Here is a 25,273-nt window from a genome sequence, read left to right as displayed (position 1 = left end):
TATGAACGTTATGAATATTAAAACGAAACTGATTCTTGGCATTGGGATGTTGGCAGGAATGATTATTTTGTTGGTAACACTTTCAGTAGTGAATCTTCAAACTCTGACTGCGACAGAGCCTGATAGTCCTGCTGCTATGCCTGCCTTGGAACGTGCATTGCTATGGATCTCCATAACAGGGGGAATCTGTATCTTGACCGGACTGATATTGCTTTATTGGTTACCTCGTTCTATCAGCAAGCCGATTAAGGAACTGAAAGAAGGAATTCTTGAAATAGCCAATCATAACTATGAGAAGCGTCTCGACATGAGTGACAATGAAGAGTTCCGTGAAGTGGCTGACAGTTTCAACCGGATGGCGGAGCGTTTGACTGAATATCGTGCCAGTACTTTGTCGGATATTCTTTCTGCTAAAAAGTTTATAGAAGCTATTGTTAACAGTATTAACGACCCGATTATCGGTCTGAATACAGAACGTGAGGTTTTGTTTATCAATGATGAAGCCTTAAGTATTCTGAATATGAAACGGGAGAATGTGATTCGTAAATCGGCAGAGGAACTTTCTTTGAAGAATGACCTGCTCCGTCGACTAATTCGTGAGTTGGTGACGCCAAGCGATCAGAAAGAGGCTTTAAAAATTTATGCGGATAATAAGGAAAGTTATTTTAAGGTCTCTTATGTCCCGATCATTAATACGGAGGCTGAAAAAGGGGAACCTCGCAAACTGGGTGATGTCATTTTACTTAAGAATATCACGGAATTCAAAGAACTGGATTCTGCCAAGACTACATTTATTTCAACGATCTCTCATGAATTGAAAACTCCGATTGCTGCTATTATGATGAGTCTACAACTGCTTGAGGATAAGCGTGTCGGTGCACTGAATGATGAGCAGGAACAGCTTTCAAAGAGTATCAAGGAGAATAGCGAACGTTTGTTAAGCATCACCGGAGAATTGCTTAACATGACGCAGGTGGAAGCTGGTAAATTACAGTTGATGCCGAAGATCACCAAACCGATTGAATTGATTGAGTATGCGATTAAAGCTAATCAGGTGCAAGCGGATAAGTTTAATATTCAGATAGAAGTGGAGTATCCGGAGGAGAAAATCGGTAAACTGTTTGTCGACAGCGAGAAGATTGCTTGGGTATTGACGAATCTGTTAAGTAACGCTATTCGTTATTCAAAAGAAAACGGGCATGTGGTTATTGGTGCCAAACAGGATGAAAACTGGATTGAATTGTATGTCCAGGACTTTGGCAAAGGCATTGATCCGCGTTATCACAAAAGTATCTTCGACCGTTATTTCCGTGTACCCGGAACGAAAGTGCAAGGTAGTGGCTTGGGGTTATCTATTTCCAAGGATTTTGTGGAAGCTCATGGCGGTACGCTGACGGTAGAGAGCGAATTGGGTAAGGGGAGTCGGTTTGTGATGCGGTTGAAGGCATAGTTTTGAAGGAGTCTATGAAAGAATTAGACTTCCGACAGGCATGAAATCTGCTTGCCGGAAGTTTCTCTGTTCTCTCTTTTTATCGTTTTCTTCTCCTCCAGCATATCCAAATACCACACAGACCAATAATAAATGGGATGCCATAGCAATAGATAATTTTGATAGTAGATAGATCCATAGGAGTCAGGCTGATATCTTTGTCGAGATAAGGGGCTCTGGAAGAAGATACCGGAAATTTATTATAGCATAGCCAACGGAATGAACCGGGAATCATATTGAAGTTGAATGAATAGATACCCGGTCTTGAGCTTTTTTGTAGTTCGGCATTGCTGAAACAGTCTGCATCCCCCAACACAATGATCCGTTGTTTTTTATCTTTGGCTTTAATCTTGCGGGTTAACGCTATTGCCGTGGGATAGGCTCCTAACTTTTCACCTTGAAGAGAGTCTAATGAAAGGGAGTCATTCAAAAAATCTTTTGTTTGATACTCAATCCATGTCTGTTGGGCGTTGCTTTGTAATAAAACTATTGGATGGAATTTTGTTGTATCGACAACTTCCAGAGCAACAGCCGATGGCATGGTGACTGCACTATGCTTCTGCCTGTCAACCATACGTTTGTAGAAGCCTCCTATACTGTCGGCGGCTATCTGGGTAGCTTTCGCGAGAACGAGGTCTCCGGGATTAACATCAGAAGGTTGTGCAATGATTCCCGGCAACAGTTTTAAACCAACTTTCCGGAGTAAAGGATTCATTACTTCCTGACGTCCGACGTCGCCCATAATCATCATATTACCTCCGCGTTCAAGAAAACGGTCTATGATTTCTTGTTCTTTGGAACTCATGGAAGAACGCATTTCAGCAATAAGTAATATATTGATATTACTTGGTATATCATTCATATCCTTTAGATTCAGTTCCACCAAATCAAAACCTTGATTAATCATGGAATAACGAAAGCGTCCATGTGTGGCGAAAAGTGAGTAATCCTGATCTCCCTTTTTAGTGGTGGAACGTTCCTGATGTCCTGTGATGGCGCCTACCTTCACAGGAGTAACAAGCATTTTCTTCAATGCTGCGGAGATTTCTGTTTCAGAAGGGTGATATTCCATATCGTCGAACAAACGAAGGCGGGCTTGTTCACCGGAGCCACGTTCAACAACCCGCACAAATCGATAATTTTCTTTAGCCAAGTCTATTTTTTCTTTCAGTTCTTCGGCGCTTTTAAGCTTTTTAGGATTGAAGTTCTTCTTCTTGGCAACTTCATAAGCTATCTCACGAATGTTTTTATTCGGATATTGGCGATAAAGGGTGCTGTCTTTCGGTGTAGAGTAATAGTAAACATACTCCATTTTTATCTCTGGTTTGAAACGTGTGTACATTTTGAAGCGTGCCATATCCTCTTTTTGCTCTCTTGGAGAAGCGACATCAAATTCTTTATCGAAAATATTGACGTAAGTTGTGATCGTCATAGGTCCGGACAATTGCTCCATTACTTTCTGGCTTTCTTCTGAAAGTGTACGTTGTTTGCTGCGGGTAGCATCATAAAAGCCCATCATTGCCGGACGGGAACTGACAAAGCCGATAACTATAATGGTACATACAGCTAAGGCATAGCGCATTGTTTTTGAAAAGAGTGAGCGACGTGTTTTTTCATTATTCAGTTTAATGACCGATAGCCAGAGGAATAATAAAATTACGGCAAGGAAATAGATAACGTCATCGCTACATATCAATCCTCCAACCATCTCACTGGCACGTCCTTTAATGGATAGCCAATAAGTAATTTCTCTAAAGAATATGGACTCCTGTCCAATTCCTCCCACATAATTGAGAAATGCTAATGCGGAAAGGGTGGCAACAGCTGCCACAACCTGGTAAGATGTGAGTGTGGTCATAAAGAGACCGATAGAACAATAGGTCAGTATCAACAGAAACATGGATAACAATCCCGCCAAGATAAGTGTAATATCGACATGCGGCACGGAGATAAACATTACGATTGTCGGTAGGGCAAGGATGATGACAAAGATTAGGGCAAATACCACCATTGAAACAAACTTGCCGGTAATGATTTGAACACTGCTTACCGGTGATGAATAAAGTAGTTTGATAGAACCTGATGAATATTCACGACTCATTAAATTCATGGTTAATAAAGGAATATACAGATAAATGGTTTCTTGTATTACTTCATATATTCCTTTGAGACCAAGGACAAAACCGGCTGTGACGCTAAAAGTGATCGTGTTGCCCAATGCTTTTATTTTTACTATTTCCGTCAGGATATTCATAAAGTCGAATCCTACCTGGCATGTAAATGCGACCAGCAGCAACCATGCGACCGGTGAGTAAAAGAGTACCGCTAGTTCGGTACGGGCTATTCTAAGTATAAGTCTTAAGTTCATCTTTTTCTCTTATTAATTTCTTCTGCGGAAAAACCAGATGCCAACTCCTATAAGTAAGAGGATAGCTGGTATAATGATTATGAAAATAGTTTTCATTGTACCAATATCTTTCACTCCGATCGAAAGTTTATTGTCGGTACAATGGGGACGGCGTATGTCGATTGGAAATTCTCCTCCGGAAAGCCAGCGGAAGCTTTCGATAATCAGATTAAAGTTTCCTGATCTATATCCTTCGCGTGAAAGAGTCAGTTCGGTGTTGCTTATGCAATCCGCATCACCAGAGATGATAATACGCTGCTCTTTATCTTTCAGTTGGCGTGAAAGGGCATAGGCTGTGATATAGGTTTGTTCTTTCTCTCCTGCCGAAGCATTACATTCTACTGGTGATTCCTGTAAATCTGTTTGTTCTTTTTCAATCCATACACCTTTGGCATTTGTTTCAAGAATCGGAGTATATTGGAAGCCGTAATCGTTGTCGGAGCATGTAAGGGCTACACATCCGGGCATAGAGACACGTAAATCATATTTGGGAAAATCATCTTTGAATCCGAATGTAAGTTTTCCCGATTCACGGGTTGCCTTGGCTAGAATCAGATTAGGAGAGAAATCAGCGGAAGATTGTGCCAGTTGGTATTCTTCCATTTTGATACCGAGTTTGCTTAAAAAAGGATTCATAACTTCTTGCCTGCCTGTATCGGTGAGAATAAATAAATTACCTCCACGAGCCAGGTAAGCCTCCAGTTGATTTTCTCCTTTTTCAGTAAGCGGAGTTCTCATTTCTGCAAGAACCATAATATTGATTAGGGAAGGAATGGTGTCTCCGTGAGAAATGTCGATCTCGCAGACATCAAAGCCTTGATTAATTAAGGCGGCTCTAGAATATTTCTCAATGGAGAAGTTGCTATAATCGCGGTCACCGGATTTGGACACCTCACGTTCACCGTCTCCTTTGATAAAGGCAACAGTGGGAGGAGTTGAAATCATCTTTTTGATGGCTGCTGTAATTTCCGCTTCGGATGGCGTTGCATCCATATCTTCAAAATCACGGATGAAGGTACGTTTTCCATCTTGCGTTTCCATAATGCGAACAAATGTATTTTGTTCTTCACGCAGGTCGATGATTTGGCGGATTTCTGCCGGGGATTTGAATAAATGAGGATTCAAGTTATAAATCATGGTCATATAATCACGCATCTCATCTACTGTTTTGCCTTGAAACTTAGGATTATTTGCAACGCCGTTGGGGGCGAAATCATAATAATAGACATATTTCACTTGCAGGTCCGGTTTAGCGAGACAATAAGGTTCGAAGATTGTTTCATTCGCTTTCTTCATGATAGGGAGGTAGCGATATGATTTGTTATCAAGTAGGTTAACATAATTGGTAATAGTTACCGGTCCTGTCAATTTTGCTAATACGTGTTGGCTATTTTCGGTAAGTGAGTTTAGTCTAGTGCGTGTTGTATCCCATACCTTAATCATTCCCGGACGTGAAGTGAAATAGCCAATTGCCATTGCTGCGACAAAAAATCCCAGATAGCTGATTGCTTGCCGGAAACGACTGATAGTGCACCGGTCGGATGTAAGTTTGAAAGTGGTAAATGTCAGGAAAAGGGTTACTACGACCACGAAATAAATCACATCTTCACTCCGGATTACTCCATTCAGCATATCGATTGTTCTTCCGTTTATTGACAGCCAATAAGTCAGTTCGCGTATAAAATCGTATTCCTGGCCGATATTTCCTACAAAATTCAGTATAGCTAATATAATAAGAGTCCCAACTGCTGCTACTACTTGATAAGTCGTGAGTGAGGACATAAAGAGCCCGATAGCGCAATAGGCGCATATTAATAAATAGAGTCCTAGAAGGGCGACTAGTACAGGAGCCCAATCAAAAGAAGGGATTACCAAACTGCCATAAATAGCACTGGCTATCGGGACAAGCATCAGACAGCAACCAAATCCGATGGCTGCAAGATATTTACCTAATACGATCTGACCACTGGTGACTGGGGATGAATATGCCAGTTTGATTGAACCCGATGCCGTTTCGCGACTGATGAGTCCCATTGTCAACAATGGAATATAGATGTATATGTTTGATACGACGGAGGACAAAAAGCCGTAACTACCTAAGAAGCAGATACCGCTCAAAGATACTTCCTTGCCGCCTGACAGATCATAGTCGGTCACTATATTCTCCATCAATGACGTAAAACTTGCTGTTGTCAGGAATGAGAAAACAATCAATATGAACCATGCAATCGGCGAATAGAATAAAATAGCCAGATCGGTTCGGGCAATACGCATTATAATCTTTAAATCCGTCATGTTAGATATTATTTTTAAGTTTTCCCGATAGTTGTGCAAAGATTATGTCAAGAGAGCAGCGTTCCATCGTGATTTCTTTCAGTCGCCATCCGTTTTGTATGCTTAAGGCTACTACTCGTTCAGTTATGTTTTCATCGTCATCAAAGCGTATCCGGAATGTACCGGGATAGAGTTCTTCTATATTCAACACATGTTCTATCTTTGCTAGTTCTTCTATAGAAGGGGGAAGGGCAAATGTAACGGTGAAACTACTTGGAACCACATAGTTATCAAAGTCTTTCATGCTACCTGAAAATACGACTTTACCATGTTCAATCATGCGAATATCATTGCAGGTAGCTTGCACTTCCGACAGGATATGAGTGGAGAGTAGGACAGAATGATCTTCAGCAATTTCTTTAATCAGATTGCGTATTTCGACAATTTGGTTAGGATCAAGCCCGTTTGTAGGTTCATCAAGTACTACGAATGGAGGATTATGTACAATAGCCTGTGCAATTCCTACTCTTTGTTGATACCCGCCTGAAAGATTCTTTATAAGTCGTTTGCTAAAATGGGCAATAGCGCAACGTTCTTTAGCTATTTCTACAGCTTCACGAATTTTTGATTTCTCCATTCTCCGCAGTGTGGCACAGTGTATGAGATATTCGTCGACAGTCAAGTCCGGATGGAGAGGTGGTTTTTGAGGTAAGAAACCAATATGTTTTTTTGCTTCAACCGGATTTTTTCGTAGATCGATGCCATTGATAAATACATCTCCTTCCGTTTGATTTAAAACTCCACAGATGATATTCATAGTGGTGGACTTACCTGCCCCATTAGACCCTAACAGACCTAATATTCCTGTTTTTTCAATAGAAAAATTGATATCGCGAATGGCCCAATCTACACTATAACGATGAGATAAGTGTTTAACTTCGACAATAGGATTACTCATACTTTTTATTTTAAATGATTAATAGATTTCTTATTCATATTACCATGTAACTCCTCTTGAAATATCCATCCGGTTCGATTTGATCTTTCTGAATTTCCAGGAGAAATTTATGGTAAAATACCGCCCGAAGTTTTCTCGGTCAATATAACTGGTATAGTTATCTTTCATTTGGATAGCTATGAAATTCACATTTTATCTGACATCGGCCTATATTCGCGTATGCTTCCATCGTTTGTAGTACCTTCGTAGTTCGATTTCACTTTACCAAACCGATAAGCAAAATTTATGGTGAAAAACCGTCCATAATAATTTGTCCACGTGTTTTGAATGTAGTTGGAATACATTTGGCTGTTGAAAGTCCGATGACTATTTAGTAGATCATATGCGGCAATACTAATGTCTCCTTTGCGATTTAACACTTTACAGCCTATGTTCAAGTTTAGGGTGTGATTGCGGTTAATCTCTTTATTGATTCCATAATCACGGCTGAAAATGAAATTATAATGACTACTTAGATAGAAGTATTTACATATTTGGCTTATATCAAATGTTGCTCCTGCCGTTTGATAGAATGTTTTACTTGTATAATTTTCAGTATTGATGCTATGTACATAATGAGTATTGGCACTGATTGTTATTTTTAATCTTTTAGTTAGATTACAGAGTAGAAAATGTTCGAGCGATGGATCATAGGTACGTGTTGTAGTCTTATTTTCTCCTATATAATATGGGTTATGTTCGTAGTTGAATCCGGTAGATAAGGCATATTTGGATTTTATACTACGTATAGGAGCCTGCCATATCAGTTTGCCTTTTATGTCCCAATATCCTTCTACGTTTTCAAAACTAATTAGAGAACTGTGTGCAGGTGCTGTGTATTGCAATCCCGATAGATAAGTTTCGGCATTGTAATAGGTTGTCTTTGCAACAGGAGAGTGTTGGCGGATAGAGGCATTGATAATAACACCTATGGTGTGGTTATGTTTTCCTAACATACGATTGCAATTGAAGAGGAACGAATGTAGATATGATTGTTTTAAGTTGGGATTTCCACTGCGCAGCATGTAAGGATTGCTGTTATCTATTTGTGGGCGTAACTGCACTATGTTTGGTGCAAAATTATGCAGTCTGTAAGCGGCACTCCATGACTTTGTTATATCTGTATGCACAAAAGATATTGCTACTGTTGGAGAGATGAATGTTTTACGGTAGTTGTCCATTTCTTTTTCTTTCCGCTTAAGTGTAGTTTCCTTCAGTCCGGCTGAAATGTCACAACTTGTTTTTTGAAAGGGAAAAAAGTGAAATGAAACTTCCTGTTTTTGTGTCAGGTTATTTATTTTATAACTATATGTATTGGCTTCGTCTGTTTGTGGATTTGTGGGGCTCAACATATTCCAGGCGAATTGGTGTTTCCATCCGTTTTCGTATTTAACGGAATAGTCAAAAGATATTTGGGTGTCATTTTCTGGATTCAGTATATATATTAATTGCGCATTGCCGTTCCACTCCGTATTGCGGAGTTTTGATGGAATAGTCAGATAAGTTTGTGTTGTCGAACTTTCTAATGTGTCTATCCGTAATGAATGATTTTTGCCTTTATTTATATCTACTGAACTTTCTAATGTATATCCGATTCTGTCGGTAATACTGTTGACATAACTGACATCTTCCTTCACATGAAAATTCTTGTTTAGATTATCGTAATGCATCAGGCTTTTCGATGTTTGAAGATTGTTTTCTTCATTATAGATGTAAAGCGATTGCCAATCTTTGTTGTTGTTATATGTTATAAGCTGGTTCCAACGGAATTCTCCCCATTTGTCATTTGAATTGGAGAAAGAAAATTCGGAATAGTGATTTTGTTTTCTGTCACTGTTGCTATTTTGTTCTTCATAAAGGCGCTGCTGATAATTGTTGCCAGGAAAATAATGTTGTTCGGATCGTGTATTTGTATTATCGCGATTATATCCGAAAGTGTAAAATGCTCTAAATGTACCGTATGTTCCATTTTCTGTGTCCCATGAGCGTTCCGTAGCCAGATCTGCATAAGTCGTTTCGTTGTAAGTACTACCAGGATCGGAAATGGAAAGAACATTTTTGATATTATTTGATTTTCGGTTGATATTATTGTGAAATACATTACTTGTGAGTAAAAATTTCTCGGAGAAAAAGTTAGTGGTGAGTCCGAGCCCTTTACGGAACTTTCCTCTGTCGTTCTTTGAGTCCATGTTGCTGCCTGTACTAGCCAATAGGTGTGCTTTCCATGAGCTGATGAGTTTGCTTTTGGTTTCTATGTTGAGCACTCTGGTGAGATCCCCTCTGTACATTAGTTTTTTTGTTTTCGTATTTTCATATTCATCATAAGCCTTGATTTTTAATACATCTGTTGCAGAAAGATTCTTTAGTGCTGCCATTGGGTCACTTCCGAATATTAGTCTGCCGTCTATATAAGTTTTGGTTACTTGTTTTCCCATGATTTTGACGGAATGGTCGTCAGTCTCTGTTCCGGGAAGTTGCTCGACTATATTCATAGCGACATCCCCTTCTTGTATGTTGACTGCCTTCGGGTTGAATATTAGCGTGTCGCCATTTTGGGTCACAATGGGGATTCTGCCCTTGATGGTGACTTCCTCCAGTTGGATGGATTCATCCAAAATTTCTATGTAAAGATTAGAATTCTTTCCAGCTATTATATTTAATTCTTTTTCAACTTTCCGACACCCTATTGCAGTGATAATGAGTTTTGCTTTTCCTGTTTTTATGGGTTTGAAACGGAATACTCCATTTATGCTTGTTGTTTTCAGTGTGTCTTTTGCATAGATCAAAAAGATATTGGCACCGTCTAATGAACCATTAGACCCATTTTCTTGTTTGTGTATAATAAATCCCGATAGCTCATTTGTTTTATCTTGAGCATTTATCGGTAAAGTAATGTATAACAATAAAAAAATAGAAATAAATTTTTTCATATTGCTGTTTTATAAAAAGTTTAGTGATAGTGTGTGGTTTTATTTGTCTAAGGCTTGTGAACTTTCTTTTAGGAAGAAGTTCACCACCCTACGGCCTCCAATTCTTTCTTGTTTTGTTTCATAACCCAGATAACTTGCTTGGAGAATTTTTTTGTCGGCCTTAGAAATGCCTATACTATATTCTCCATCAATATCAGTTATAGTACCATTAGTACTACCCACTTCGATAACGCTCGCGCCTATTAGTACCTCTTTTCCTCCTTCAGTATAAACAACCCCTGTGATTTTCTGACTGAAAAGGACCATTGGGGAGATCGGAGATTGAAGTTTTTTGTTTTTGAAAAACTCAGTACTTTTATTGTCTCTTGCCTTGATTATTGGAGAGGAGGGGGCTTCTTGTGCAAAAGAACACATCATTATAGTAAATATGAATACAATGAATAAAATAATCTGCTTCATAATATAATTTTTTTTTATTGTTATACATTTTACTATCACTAAACTTTTTATAAACATACACGTTGAATGGTAGAGGAAAGGCTAAATTACCCTGTCAATCATCGCTATCAAATAATCGCATTTTCCACGTTCAATATCATTACTAGCCAAAGAACGAGCTTGTATCAAATAGCGACGTGTACTTTTCAACTTATCATAGCAAATGGCTTCGATATCCGTACCGACATAGAAATTGACAGCAGTCATAGGTTCCATACCCGATTGCTCTTCTGTTGCAGATATAGAGGCAAAAGTTGTCAGCAACCCTAATGATTGTAACTTATGATTAGTTTGCTCGTTGAGAGCAATGGAAGTTATTCTTGTTGATACAGCCTTGTCAATAGCCTTTAATGTCGGACACATTCCTTTTAAAGAATTGATATATACAGACAGTTGTGCAATCATTGGAGCACTTAAAGGTTTCCCATTTAAAGTTTCTTTGAATAATTGTTTCTCTATATCATTCAAATATGCTTCTTGGGTATAAGGTCTAGTTGATTTCTCTACACTCAATCCCATACGCATCAAACGAAACATCAAAGACATCATTGGATACCCGTTATTGTAAATCCATGCTGACATATCAGGATTGACACCACCTAAACGCAAGAAATCCTTATTAGAGTCCAGCCAACTTAAATCATAGAAGGTACTGAATATCTTTTGTAAGACTTTCTTTTGCATATCTGCCGATACCGGTTGATATGAAGGAACATTGCTTTTTTCGTTGGCTTCATTGATATAAATACCTCCGATATAAGAAGATACAGGTGACAATGTTTTATTGATTAATTCAATAATCACAAAATCAGGAAATAGCTCCCGGTAATCATTGGGGATATTATCGTCGTGAAACCAGGCAGGACTATTTTTAACTACATATTTCACATGAGCGATTTGTGCATCTAAAGAGGCTATCGGATCATTACCTAAATCATAGTTTTGGCAACGCGGGTCTGTAGCATAAGCTGGTGAACGCTTTCCATAGAAATAGCGTGGATCTCCATCGTGTTCCATAGCCCATTTCTTCAACATGTCTGATTCATTTTCACTGGTGGCGGCATACAGATATTTGAGCGTAAATGCATCACATACACCCGGTTTGTCGACAATCAATACCACTCCTTTTTCTTTATCACCGGGCTGTGCCAGATAATTGTATAATACGTTGTCCATGACTGAAGCTGTGATACCATATTTTTGAGTAAATTCAGGAGAACGCAGTTCCTCAGGGGAGTATGCTGCAGAACCAGCCAAATTAGTTGCCAATCCCAAACTAAGACCAAATGCTTTTAGCATACGTGCTGTCAGATTCTCACAGATCACCTCATCGGCAATGTAATAAGTCCGGAAGCGCGGATCAATCTCTGCCATTTGGTATACTCCATTACGACGTACGCTGACGGCAAGGTCGCGTGGTACTCCTATCTTGGTACTTAAGATTTCTCCAGTGCGTAAGTCAGTGACATTGTATGCGGTAACTTCCGAGTTGTTGTTATTCAGGAAAGCAATCGTATTTATCATTGGGTTATTAGCACGGAAAGTTGAATCTTTCTCATATGGTTTTATTATGATTGGTTTTCCTATTCCTAAGTCTTCAAATATTATATTCCATTCATCTGCACTTTTTTGGATGGCTTTTACCCAGCTATCTTGAATCAGAGTGTCGATGTAGAAGACAACAGGTTGTTGTGTCGTTATATTACGGCGTGTTACATAGTATCCTTTCTTGAAACGTTTTTCATTACGATAGTCTGTGTATGATATATAACCTGTTCCTACACGTGGGTTGGCTTCGCGGGTGTTCATTTTTTCTTTCGACAGTAGGGCTAGTGTTGTTTGTACCGACATGGTTAATTCCGGTTGCTCTTTGGAGACGAATCCCATGATGCTGATGCTCAACTTTGCAGTACAGTTTTGAGTGATACTGATACAATTGTCGAATGCGTCTGCAGAGTCCACAAAAGATGTTTTACTTTGAGGGGAAGCACTTACAATTGTGAGCATACCTCCATAACTGCGTCCGCTAAGATTGAGTACATCTTTATTGGAACAAGAGAAATAGGAAGTGGCATTAAATACAACAGCCGTTGAATCGCTGGTGTATCCTTCAATTGGAAATGCTTTGTAAATAGCATTACTACGAGATAATGCAAAAGCCGCTTCTTGATTATCGTCCTGTTCGTTGAGGCGAACATTGTATTTCGGATCTCGGAATAATATTAATGAATCGGTTTTATCAATAATCAGATACCTGCTTTGAGCAGCTTTTGTGCCCGCCAGCGAAATGTCACTTGCAGTAGTGATGGCAGAGTTTACTAAAAAATCCCGTCCCATTAATTCAATCGGTAGTTCCAGATAAATCTTATCCTCGTACTGATGAACTGTGATTGTCCCTTTATTGACTGTATGTTTCTTCTTATCTTTGAAAAGCTTGTCGTAGACACTCTTTTTTTTCTTTTGAACACTGTCAGTCTGTTGTTCGGTTTTTGCTTTTCCTTTTTTCTTTTTGGAGCGGGCATTGGCTTCATTTGTTGATCCGATAATCAACAAAATTGGCATCAACCATAAAAATAGTATTTTCATCTTTTGTCCCTCCCTTATTTTAAGTTGATGTCGAGCATCTTTAATAATAATTCATAGTGAGCTTTCGTCTTCCCTGATGCACTGGCTGCCTTTTGTTTCATCAGTTGTTTGGCTTTAGCTATATATGCGTATACATCTGCTTGTGTAACTTTAGCCGTCATAGAAAAACGATTCAACGGTCTCCATTCAAAACCTGCTACAGGGTTGTGTATAACATCCTCTTTGATAGCATGTCCTTGGCAACAAGTATATCCGAACTGGCGGTGATTGATGTCAAGTGGTTTTTCTCCGGCCAATGCTTTCCCAGCTCCTTTGATTGTGAAACCGGCAGTTTGCATCATCATGTATATATATTGTTTCTGGAGATTCATTTGGGATTCTGTTAATGTACATCCGGAAATGGTCGGTTTCCATACAAAATTGTATATCATGTTGAAAGCCTCGGCAGCAGTAAATGAATCTTTTTCTAATCCTTCGTATTGTGATACCTGAAAAGGTACAGGCAGTATATATCTCAACATGAAGTTTTGAATAGTTTGTTTAGGGGAACCGGAAATTGGGAATTTAGTTAACAAGTTTTTGTTGTCAAGCCAATTCAGATCGTTATAAATCTCGAATAGGTAATTCAGGGCTTCTTTTTGTTGTGCCTTTGGGATCTGTGCAAAACGTGGCATTGTGTCCCCTTCTTTAACTTCGTTGACAAAATAGCCGCCTACATTGCCTGCTACATGGGTAACGTACATTGCAAGTTGTTCTACGATACCAATAAATAAATCTTCACGGTATTCGTATGTATCGTCACCTTCGGAAATCCAACTTTCCAGATTATTCATGATATACTTAAGGTTCTTGATGCCATATCGAGTTGCTTTCATAGAGTTGTCACCAATATCTTCCGTTTGTGAACGGGGATCAACAACTCCATATACTTGTTGTTTTCCATATCGGTACACTGGATTCTCTTTAATGGCATCACTGATCCATTTGCCTGTTATAATTGCTTCTTCCTCTGCAGAATTAACATTGAATACTGGAGTATACGTCCATTTAATGAGGTATTTGTCGTATTCACCAAAGCGGGGAGGAGTCAATTTAACGCCACGTTCTTTATCGCCAGGTTGTGCTACATAGTTGAAGCGTGCATAGTCCATGATGGAAGGAGTGGTACCATACTTCTGTGTGAATTCCGGTGAACGTAAAGAATCTACCGGGAAGGTGGAAGAAGCTCCCATGTTATGCATAAACCCTAAACAGTGCCCGATTTCATGTGAAAGTACATAGCGCAACGCATCTCCAACCATTTCATCCGGAATATTGACTGTGCGTACATCTTTATCGGCTTGTGCTGTTTGCACGAACAACCAGTTGCTGATAAGTTTGATGACATTGTGATATAGATATACGGAGGCATTCAGGATTTCTCCGCTTCGCGGGTCTACCCATGATGGTCCCATTGCATTTTCAATGCTTGATGGAGCATAGCGGACACATGAATATTTGATATTGTCGGGATCGAATTCCGGATCATCTGTCGGGAAATCTTTGGCTGCTACAACATCTTTGAATCCAATCTGTTCAAATAATTCATTCCATTGGGTGACTCCTTCCCGCAGATATGGTTTCCATTTCTCTGGGAAAGTATTATCGATGTAGAAGACAATCTGTTTAGTGGGTTTCACTTTCTCTCCACGTAAGTAGGCGGCGGTGTCGGACGGTTGTATATCCCATCGATTGGCATAGTAAACGGGTACGGTCGTTTTAGCTCCTTCGCCTAGTTGTTCGCGTCCGGTAAAAAATACACCGATCCGGTAATCTGCCATACGTGGACGATAAGGCTTTTCTTTTAACAGCATGATGGAACGTGTCATTTCTGCGGTGAATGGACGGTCTTTTATGAGTGATGTTCCTTGTGAATTGCTGACAGAGAATGTATATGACAGACAGCTTTTAATAGAAACATTATCTTTGAAAGCCTTGATTTGTGAAATGTACGAGCAGTCGGATTGATAATTCTCTGTACGATTGTACATTCCATAAATAGAATTTTTGTCGAAGGGACTCATCTTTTTATTGTCGCCCAGGAAGACGCTGCTCATATCAAAAACGATAGCAGTAGAGTCATTATTGTATGCTTGAATCTTTTGGTTGCTTAAAATTGCTCCCAGTGTACTTTTGCGTAAAGCTTCATCAATTTGTGTGTTACCAGTAATATAGTCAGTGTTTACCTGACGTAACTGTACATGTGTTTTATTGCGTGTGAATACTACGTGAAGAAGATCGGTCGGCTTGGAACCAACTACTGCATTACCATTATCAGAGATACTGGTAACGGTGGAACCAATAAGCATATCTTTATTAATTAAATCCACAGGAAGTTCAAAATATACTTTTCCATCCAGCAGATGGAGAGTAATCAGTCCTTTGGCTATTTCATGCTTTTTCTTGAATAGTTTGTCATATTCACTTTCTTTTTTAGCAGGAGTTGTTTGTTCTGTTTTTGCCTTCTTTTTTTTCCAGAAGAATGGAAATTTACGCTGTGCGTCAATGGTGGTAGACGAAGCTACCACCATTGCTGCAAGTAAGAGGATTTTCTTTTTCATATCAGTTCTTTAATGTATTTTTATGAAATTAGATTAATATCCGGTTGTTGTTACATCTAGGATTTTACCAAAACCATCATAGATTAGGGCTTTAGAAATATCCAAGGTTCCTGCACCGGCCTGTTTCATCGGAACAATTGAGACTTTTCCGTTAAATTCTGCGGATTGGGTCACAATAATGAGGGCTTTGTTATTCCATGCATTTGGGGCAATAGTTGGTGGATTACCAGTCATTACATTAATTTGATTGGTATATTGCCCTTGTTGATATAACTTGGCCTTTGTAATTTTTTCTCCGTTACTGGGGGTAAACTGTGAGGTGGTGGAGACAGATACTTCATTTCCCATACCGTAAGTAAATGAGTATATAGCTGCATCTGTTACTACATATAATACATTATTTGTATGTCCGAAGAAAATAGATACAGCTTTGTCTAGTAAGGTTTTTCCTGTCGTTGGAATAATATATTTGTTTTTTGCTGCTGCTGGTTGTTCTGGTGAAGTCACAATCCATCCCTCCCAATTATCAGGATCTTCATAGTAGCCTTCTTCTGCTTTATATTGGCTTAAAGTGTAAATAGCATAATTTCCACTATTATCGTCTTTAAGTAAGAAAGTGGCCAATGAGCCATCTTGAGAACTTGTTGCGGCAATAGCTGTTTGACTCCCCATGTCATTAGGATCGAAATCCGGATTTGAGATATACGGAGTACATGTGTTATAACTCGTGCCATTTAAGGAATAAAAGGCACCTTTGGGTTTATCTAACCATACTAAATGGTTGTCTCCAATACTATATGAAGAATTTGCTGCATATACATTGTTATTGATTTCAAATCCATTAAAAACAGAATTAGGCATAGAGAATTTGTTACCTGCTACGTTTAAGAATGAATATAGTCCATTATTTGTATAAGCGATGAAAAGTTGTGAAGAACGAATATAAGATTTTACTTGAAAATCGGTGGGGCAATATAAAAATATTTTTTCATCTTCCCATGTCCCGTTTATTGAATAGTCCTTACAGTTGAAACGAATGCTTTTTCCTGTGGAAGAAATAGCCCAAATCTGATTTAAGTGAGAACTACCAAGTATTGCTGTGTTCCCCATCACCTCATAGGTTAATGAAGTCAATAATTCATCATATGCTGCTCCATTAGCAGTTTCTAGTATGTGACGGAATATTCTTTCTTCTTTTGTATATTGATTTGTTATTTGAGAATTGTTAATCAAAGTAAAATCTGTTGTTGTTCCGTTTTCACTATCTGCGATCAACAATCCGTCTAGGAAGCTACTTTGTACATATAATTCCCAAGAATAAATATATTGTAAGTTATCATTTGCTACATCTGTTACAGTCAATTTTAACGTATAGGCTCCATTTGATATAGGACGATTTATAATACCATGAAAGTCTTTTTCTGTACCAATAATTTCATAAACAGGATTATTAGTTGAGGGTTCCTCGGTTACAGCCCATTCATAGCGCAAATTAGAACCATCAAAACCATCTTGGGTAATAGATGGTACAATATCGACAGGAGATTGATAACCTACGTATATTGAATTTTCTTGATTTTTATCGTTTATACTAATTTGTACTTCTGGAATAAGGTTTGTTACAAATGAACTTTTATCCTCATAACAAGAAGTAAACCAGAGAATATTAGGCAGCAGTAATATTATTAATTGAGTTATATTATTTTTCTTCATAATTTTATAGAATTATATAAATTAATATGTTCTGGCTTCTATAATTTGTCCTTTCAAATTACCTTCGTTATGAACTAGGGGGGTATCGGGATGTTCTTTCTGATACTTTTTTAGATAATCCGCTAATTTTGCAGCATAAGCTTCATATGATTTGTCTGTTACGAATAATCTATAATTGGCGAGATATTTATATGTAAAATATGTTGGTCTCTGTGGTTGGTCAGGATGCGCAGTCATATCGTCCCAATCATCCCAGTCTAAAGCTGTTACAATTGTTTTTAAAGCATTGGAACTATAAGCTGTTGTAGAATAAGAGGTTGGAGCTAGGGATGATTTTATTAGTGAATTATATGTCATCCATACATATCGTTCAGTCGCTGGAGGGGCAATGATATTGTTGTTCCAACTTACTGTTGCTGTGATATATTCTTTAGGGCCTAACCCTAGAGTTGATGACTCCTTTAGCTGGATATAAAGTTTATATGATGCTCCATTTTGTATTTCATCAGTATTAAACAGCCTTATTTTTATTGTTCCTTTTAAACTATTTGCGGGAATCACTGCAGCAGTTATTTCATAACTGTTTTCGGGGGCAGTGGTTTCCTCCGCATTGATTACATAATTCACAGTACGGTCTTCTGTCGATACATTTCCGACCAAAACTAAAGGCAATTCATATTCACCATATTCATCAAAGGGATTCTCCAGAAAAGAATAATTCCCTTTAAATATGTCGGTTTCTGCATCGTACTCATTCGTAGAATTGAATCTGACAGCATTATATTGACTGTCAAAATATGGTATTTCTTCCTTGCCGCAACTAATGAGGCATAAAGAGAAACAGCTTATCGCTAAGACTGATTTTATAATTATTTTTTTCATATTAATATTGTTTATTGTACACGACCGGATTGTATTTCGAAGGTAGGATAAGGCAATAAATATTGCGTATCTGTCATCTCTTCACTATAATTAGGAATAGATTTACACCCTGTTCGCTTATAGTAATAGAACATGACACCTTCGGAAATGAATTCTTTGTGATATTCTTTTTGTATTTCTTTTATGATTTGATCTGCATTTAGATTTTCAAGAGGGGTGCTGATACCTCTGTTTTCGCGAATCTTATTTAGCCTTTGTAATGCCATGTCAAGATTTGGGGTTGCACTTGTTGCATAGCATTCTGCAGCAATATAGAATATTTCAGGCAAGCGTATTAGAGACAAGCGGTTCTTATTGAATTCGTCTAAACTTGCTTGATGAATTTTCATAGGGACATATCCTCTGGAATCACTTTGGGTTTGATCTAACATTCGTGTGAAACGAACATCTGAATTTATGCCTTCATATATATTTTCAACATCTGTTGGAGATATATACATAGCTGTATAGTCTGTGTTGACGAAGTTGGGTATTATATATGAGGTAATTTTGGACGTAACGTCTGAAACATTTAGGCTAAATAAAGCTTCGGATGCTAGAGAACGGTTAGATTGAGAAATTTCTGGTAACAGGTAGGAGTAAGTGTACATATCGTCCATAACAATTCCATTATCACCGATAGCTGTGATTATCTCTTCAGTAGCATTTAAAGCTTTGTCTATGCTTTCTTTACTGCCTTCCCATAAATATACACGTGCTTCCAATGCTTTGACTGCATAATAATTGAGTCGTAAAGTTCTATCTTTGAAGAAACCATCTGCATCTATACTTGTGTAATAAGAAGCCGGATGTTTTTTTGTGATCGGGTCGTATTCCTTTAATAATTTTTCTGCGGCTTCCAAATCGTTGATAATCATTTGAAGTGTCTCTTTTCCTGTGCGTTGAGGAGTTGGGATCGATGATAAAGTTGTTACATATGGAATCGTTTTTTTAGAGTTTAGTTCTGCGGAACGGTTTTTCCAATCACCATATCCATATAGGCGCAACAGATCAAAATGTATATATGCACGAATGGCAAGAAGTTCTCCTTTGATAACATGATAATAGACTTCGTTCAGACTTGACTCCTGTCCTTCCATATTAGTTAATGCTTCATTGGCATTGGCTATTACAGAATATGCTTTAGCCCAGATATTTTCGATGTCCGAGAATATTTGTGTGTGGTCGTAATTGAATTTTTCATATTCTTGCATTTCTCTACTATTACTTGAATTGGAAGTCACAGGATTAAATTGATGACCTAATATTTCAATTGCATACCAGGATAATTCTTTACCATAAAGGGCATTGTCTGTCATGCTAATATAACAACCTATTAAAGATTGTTGGAATCCGGCTAGAGTGCTATAATGATCTTTTTCTCGAATTTCAGACCCTGAAGTAACATCGAACCAGTCGCTGCAAGAGGATAATGTTACTACGGACGTTAATAGGATTAATATGTATTTTTTCATCTTTATAAAATTTAGAGAGTGGCTGTTAATGAGAACGACATATTTCTTGCGAAAGGATAATTTAAACCTCGTTCTATTTTTATAGAAGAGAACGTTGCAATATCATTTAAATAGAATGATAAACGCAGACGTTGCATACTTAATTTCCTATAAATGGAACTGGGAAACTCATAATATGCACTGATGGAAGAGAGTGATAATTCACGCCGATCCTGTACAAAGCGAGTGGTAGCACGTGTAGTTGTTTCAGAATTAAATTTCTTGTATGGTGTTACTTGTCCGGGAGTAGTCCAACGACCAATTAGCAATCGGCGATCCACATTGTAAGCAATATTTGCATTTTCTACCCGACTGACGAGGGTTGAATTATACATTTGACAACCAGCAAGATAACTTATAGTAGCGCTTAATCCGATACCTTTATACTCGGCTGTGAAACCGCCTGTACCACGATACTTAGGATCGGAGTTACCAGCAGCGACCATATCATTGGCTGAATAAGTATAGGTGTAGGTACCATCTTTTTTAATGTATATTTCTTGTCCGGTTTGCGGATCAATACCGGCTGAAGGAACTGCCCATATTGTTTTCATAGATAATCCGTCTTGATACATTAATACAGGTGCAGAGGTATTATTATCTTCTGCTTGTTTCATCATTTTTTCATTGTAAGCCCGCATACTCTCTGACAAACGAATTATTTTATTTCGGTTATAGGCAAATGTTCCATATACATTTACAAAACCTTCTTTTCCTTGCCATATTGTATAATTAGCTTTAGCTTCAACTCCAGAATTACGTACCAATCCTAAATTATCTTTTACTATTGCGAACCCTGTAGAAGTTGGGATTGTTACATCGGTTAACATATTCTTGGTATCTGCTGAGTAATAGTCAACAGAAAGGGATAATCCGGCAACTCTCATATCAATTCCTATATTATGATCCTTTTTCTGTTCCCATTTTAATTTGGAGTTAGGCATAGATGCTAAATAAGCTCCTGTAAATTTGCCAGCTAAGCCTCCATATACGACGCCTGTGTAATAATTATATGTAGCAATTGCTGCGTTGGTATCAAAGTTTTGATTTCCAGTCAAACCAATCGAGGCCCGAAGTTTTAACTGTTTAATCCATCCAACACCTTTCAAGATGGCTTCATTGTGCAGGTTCCATCCAATACCAAAAGACCAGCTATTGGCCCAACGGTTATCTGAACCGTATAAGGAAGATGCGCTTTCCCGAACAGTTGCATCGGCTAAATAACGATTGTCATAATCATACGAAGCGGCTAATAGGAAGCTGGCTTCACGGTTAATTGTGGAATAACCAGTAGGGGTACTGTTTTCTGCATATTGTTTTGCGAATGAAATATCTGCCTTCTGATTATTGGGGAAACCTTCTGCCGTGTGTCGATATGCTGATGATTTTTCTCCGGAGATAAAGGCACCGGCATTTCCAAAGATAGTATGTTTACCAAATTGATTATTATAGTTTATATTCAAGTCTCCGGAAATAGAACTGGATTTACCATTTTCCATAATATACTTACCACGCTTAAGTATATCATTAACATTTGCAAAAATGGAATGTGAGGCGGGATAGAAATCATCCATATCATTTCGTTTTTCAGAGACTCCTATACGTGCTGTTGCTTTCCAGTTTTTATCAACTTGCCATTCTGCATAAAAATTATTGGTGAATTGTAAATAACTGGAAGTAAAGCTGGTTCCGATAATAGAATTATACATAGGGTTAGCTACTTTGCTTGATGTTGAGCCAATTTGTTCTACCCATTGAACTATATTCCCATTTTCATCAGTTGCTTGCCAATATGGATTCATTCTGGAATATTCGCTAAATTCTCCATAAGGGGACTCATTACTTTTGTTAGATATGATTGATAGGATATTCTTTAGTAATAGTTTGTTATGTCTGTATGATAAATTTATATCACCCGATATATTGCGGCGGTCAGATCCCTTCATAACCCCAGTAATCTGATTATAAGTAAGGTCTAAGATTGCACGTAAATTTTGGGAATCGCCTAATTCTATATTTAGGTTATGTTTATGTCCTATGCCAGTGTGAAGTGGCTTGGATAACCAGTAGGTATCTAATCCTTCTAATGCAAGTTTTCGTCGTCCATTATATAATTGATCTAATTGGATTTGTGTATTGGCGCTACTACTTGTATATACTCCGTCTAAACGTTCTGCTTCCAATTTTTCAAATGCATTACAAAGGTCATAACTGGTTAAATCCGGCATTTCCAAAGAAATACTACCATTATACGTAATACGCTGTTGATTTCCGGTTAAACGTTTTGTTTCAATAACAATTACACCATTGGCTGCTTTAGAACCGTAGAGAGCTTTTGCTGAGGCGTCTTTTAAAATTGTAATGCTTTCAATTCGGTTCATGTCCATGTCCATTATTGTCTCAGCAGTTGTTTCAAAACCATCAAGAATGAATAAAGGTTGATTGGGTTGATTTTGATAGTTGCTGCGCAAAGAACTGCTTTCTGTCGTTGGAAAACTGGAAGTTCCACGCATTGACATATCCGGAACACTATTGGGATTGGAGCCCATATCAAAATTATCTGCAATGTATATTGTAGGATCCAGATTTTTCAAACTCTGGAACACATTCTGATTTCCGACACGCATCAGATCTTTGCTCGAAATAGTAGTTGCTGCTCCAGTAAAACTTTCTGCTTTACGAGTATAAATTCCAGTAACGATAACTTCATCTAATTTAGTATCACTTTTTAGAGTAATATTTTTTCGTACATCATTCCGACCACTATTAATCATTACTTGCTGAGTAGACATTCCGATATATGAAAAGGTGATAGTACATGCGGTATTAGCTGGAATCTCTATATTATATTTACCATTATTATCTGTTATGGCAAAGCGTTGAAGATCACTAATCACAACATTAACACCGGGCAAAGGATATCCTTCTTCATCCGAAACGATACCTGTTGCGATACGTTTGCTTCCTTGTTGTTCCACTTTAGAGATAGTGACAATATCTCTTTCCATGCTGTAAGTGAGACCCGTGCCATTGAGTACGGTACGTAGTACGTTATCCACAGTTTCATCTTTTACATGGATAGTGATGGGTTTCAGTGACTTTGTCTGTTCTGTATTGTAGACAAAGCTTAATCCGGTTTGTTGTCTTAAAGCATCGAAAAAATCTTTGACAGTGACAGATTCCAGATTTAAAGTTACTTTTTTGCCACTTTCTGGAATGGCAAGCATCATTGTGGGTAATAGTAATAATACTACTACCAGAGAAAGTATTCGGATTCTTTCTCTACTTTTTGTCTTTCTCATTCTTTCTTCTTGTTTAATTAGTAATTAATTGTCTGTGATTAAAATTTCTCTTCCTTCTATTTTTATTTGTAAATTCGTAGTACGTGCTATTGCTTTTAATATCGGGCTGATTGTGGCATAACGATCCATATTACCAGTAAATCGCAGTTGTTTAAGCTCGGAAGTGCCAAAGGAAATATTAACATTATACCAATGTTCTAGAATTTCGACAATATTTTCTAAAGTACGATTTTCGAAAATAAGTCGTCCTTCATTCCATGCTATGTAGGGAGTGAGGTCTACATTGTATATAGATATATTGTTACCTTTCTGTTCAATGTGTGCCAATTGGCCCGGCTCTATGAGTTGTTCCTGTGTACTTCCTTGAGGAATAATACTGATACTCCCTTTCACTAATGCGACTTCTGTTCGTCCAGAGGTGAATGTATTAACATTAAATTCTGTACCATACTGTTTGATTATTCCTTGGTCAGTGACAACGTAGAAAGGACGAGCATCTTTGGCTATTTTAAAATAGGCTTCCCCTTTTAGATAAACCGTGCGTTTAGTCTTACTAAACTTTACAGGATACCGTATTTCTGTATTATAATTGAGGTGTACGGTTGTTCCATCTTCAAAGGTTACTCTGAATTCGTTTCCCTGTTCAGTTGTTAATGTGTTTTTTTCTACTATTTCAGGCTGCTGTTTTTGAGATATATCTATATTTATATTGGGTGTTGATGGATAGATGAGCGCACCATTTTGAGCTATAGCAGTTGTGGAATGATTAACCTTAACTGGTGTTGGATATGTTGGAGTAAGCGATTGTTTGTCATTCCCGGCTAAAATTAATGTAGCTTTAGGAATTCCTGGCTGTATGGCATCTCCTAAGGCTAGATTGTCAGATATTTGTTTTTCGGAAGCAATATAAAAGTACCATCCTCCTGCTGCTATTATTATAGGTAATATTAAAATAGCTGCATATTTCAGGAGAATTGATGTGACTGATACTTGGCAATATTTCTTTTTGAAATGTTTCCATGCCTGATGTGAGTTAATCTGTGTATATGCCTCGTAGCGCTTACGAAATGATGCGCTTGTTCGTAAACGATTGAAAAACTCTTCGTGTTGTGGAGAGGTCTTGATCCAATTGTCAAGTTGTTTTTTCTCGTGCTCTGTAATATCACCGAAGAGATATTTGGCTATTAATTCTTCTGTACCAGATTTTATTTTCATATATTTATTGTCTTATCATTTGTTAATAAGACAACATGAAGATTAAAAAGAGGTACAAACTTTCTAAAAAAGATTATTTTGGTTACGAAAAAAACTTGGAACTATACAAAATGTCACATAAGGGGAGCAAAAAATAGCATGTGCCCATCTGTTCTTTGATAGATTGTATAGCTCTTTTCTTTTGTGTTTTTACTGTTTCAATCGAAATTCCTAGTGCAGTAGCTATTTCTTCATTCTTTTTTCCATCCATATGTAATAAGAATATTTCCCGGCAGCGTGTTGGCAATTTATCGATAGCACGGAATAGTAGTCGGTATACTTCTTCTTCATTGGTATCTTCTTCTTCTGTGATTTCTCGATAAGTGCTTGCCAAGCGTTCAAGATAGAGAGATTCTACATTCTGATGTTTTAAATAATTAAGAGAGGCATTTCGTATAGAATTATAAAGATAAGTTCGGAAAGAAGGCAATGATAAGAATCTCATTTTCTTTTCCCACATAGTTGCAAAAAGATCCTGTACAATATCTTCGGCAGCTTGTTGGGAAGAGAGAAAGTTGATGGCATACAACACCAATGCTTTATAATATTCATTATAAAGCTGATGATAAGCGGCTGGGTGTTGCTCATTTATACCTTTTATAAAGGAACTTTTCTCTTCGTTCATGGTGAAATATTATGTTTTATGCAGCAAATGTATAAAATATCTAGGATAAAAGAAGTCTTTCAAACTCTATAGTGTTTGTGAATGCTTCTTTTTTTATTTTTGCTTGTCTGTATAACTTCATTTTTTTCTTTGGAATAATATAACAGCAAAAAAACGCGACTCT

Annotated in this window: 14 protein-coding genes; 1 reads left to right on the top strand and 13 read right to left on the bottom strand. The window is 37.8% G+C overall.

Features of this window, described 5'->3' with window-relative positions; translation table 11 throughout:
• The first annotated feature begins 10 nt into the window (after positions 1–10).
• Positions 11–1,450: an ATP-binding protein gene (locus tag INE92_RS15315; RefSeq protein ID WP_004312964.1), complete on the top strand. Its 1,440-nt coding sequence runs from the start codon at positions 11–13 to the stop codon at positions 1,448–1,450.
• Positions 1,451–1,529: 79 nt separating this feature from the next.
• On the opposite strand, the gene INE92_RS15310 is transcribed toward INE92_RS15315, so the two are convergent.
• The 13 genes from INE92_RS15310 to INE92_RS15250 form a co-directional block, all read right to left on the bottom strand.
• The gene (locus tag INE92_RS15310; RefSeq protein ID WP_004312965.1) at positions 1,530–3,857 is read right to left on the bottom strand and encodes a Gldg family protein; all 2,328 of its coding nucleotides are present in this window, start codon (positions 3,855–3,857) and stop codon (positions 1,530–1,532) included.
• Between the two features lie 12 nt (positions 3,858–3,869).
• Complete coding sequence (locus tag INE92_RS15305) at positions 3,870–6,191, bottom strand: Gldg family protein (RefSeq protein WP_195436627.1); 2,322 nt, start codon at positions 6,189–6,191, stop codon at positions 3,870–3,872.
• A 1-nt stretch (position 6,192) separates the two neighbouring features.
• Positions 6,193–7,128, bottom strand: a complete 936-nt coding sequence (locus INE92_RS15300; protein WP_004309029.1) for an ABC transporter ATP-binding protein — start codon at positions 7,126–7,128, stop codon at positions 6,193–6,195.
• Positions 7,129–7,313: 185 nt separating this feature from the next.
• Entirely contained in the window at positions 7,314–10,097 is a 2,784-nt protein-coding gene (locus tag INE92_RS15295) for an outer membrane beta-barrel protein (RefSeq protein ID WP_004309030.1), read from the bottom strand.
• Between the two features lie 39 nt (positions 10,098–10,136).
• Positions 10,137–10,556 carry a carboxypeptidase-like regulatory domain-containing protein gene (locus tag INE92_RS15290; protein WP_004309031.1) on the bottom strand — a complete coding sequence of 140 codons (420 nt, stop codon included), beginning with the start codon at positions 10,554–10,556 and terminating at the stop codon, positions 10,137–10,139.
• A gap of 81 nt (positions 10,557–10,637) precedes the next feature.
• Positions 10,638–13,181: a zinc-dependent metalloprotease gene (locus INE92_RS15285; protein WP_134993293.1), complete on the bottom strand. Its 2,544-nt coding sequence runs from the start codon at positions 13,179–13,181 to the stop codon at positions 10,638–10,640.
• 14 nt (positions 13,182–13,195) lie between these two features.
• The gene (locus INE92_RS15280) at positions 13,196–15,781 is read right to left on the bottom strand and encodes a zinc-dependent metalloprotease (RefSeq protein ID WP_008997411.1); all 2,586 of its coding nucleotides are present in this window, start codon (positions 15,779–15,781) and stop codon (positions 13,196–13,198) included.
• 33 nt (positions 15,782–15,814) lie between these two features.
• A complete protein-coding gene (locus tag INE92_RS15275) occupies positions 15,815–17,494 on the bottom strand; it encodes a PKD-like family lipoprotein (RefSeq protein WP_004314582.1) in 1,680 nt (559 codons plus the stop codon).
• 21 nt (positions 17,495–17,515) lie between these two features.
• Positions 17,516–18,376 (bottom strand): DUF4843 domain-containing protein, encoded by an 861-nt coding sequence (locus INE92_RS15270; protein WP_004314581.1) that lies wholly within the window; start codon positions 18,374–18,376, stop codon positions 17,516–17,518.
• Positions 18,377–18,387: 11 nt separating this feature from the next.
• Entirely contained in the window at positions 18,388–19,890 is a 1,503-nt protein-coding gene (locus INE92_RS15265) for a RagB/SusD family nutrient uptake outer membrane protein (protein WP_008771507.1), read from the bottom strand.
• A gap of 11 nt (positions 19,891–19,901) precedes the next feature.
• The gene (locus INE92_RS15260) at positions 19,902–23,231 is read right to left on the bottom strand and encodes a SusC/RagA family TonB-linked outer membrane protein (RefSeq protein WP_004314579.1); all 3,330 of its coding nucleotides are present in this window, start codon (positions 23,229–23,231) and stop codon (positions 19,902–19,904) included.
• 24 nt (positions 23,232–23,255) lie between these two features.
• Entirely contained in the window at positions 23,256–24,446 is a 1,191-nt protein-coding gene (locus INE92_RS15255) for a FecR family protein (protein ID WP_004314578.1), read from the bottom strand.
• A gap of 82 nt (positions 24,447–24,528) precedes the next feature.
• Positions 24,529–25,110: an RNA polymerase sigma-70 factor gene (locus tag INE92_RS15250; protein WP_004314577.1), complete on the bottom strand. Its 582-nt coding sequence runs from the start codon at positions 25,108–25,110 to the stop codon at positions 24,529–24,531.
• Between the last annotated feature and the right edge of the window lie 163 nt (positions 25,111–25,273).

Source organism: Bacteroides xylanisolvens (assembly GCF_018289135.1).
Classification (GTDB): domain Bacteria; phylum Bacteroidota; class Bacteroidia; order Bacteroidales; family Bacteroidaceae; genus Bacteroides; species Bacteroides xylanisolvens.
This window is presented reverse-complemented; position numbering and strand designations above follow the sequence as displayed.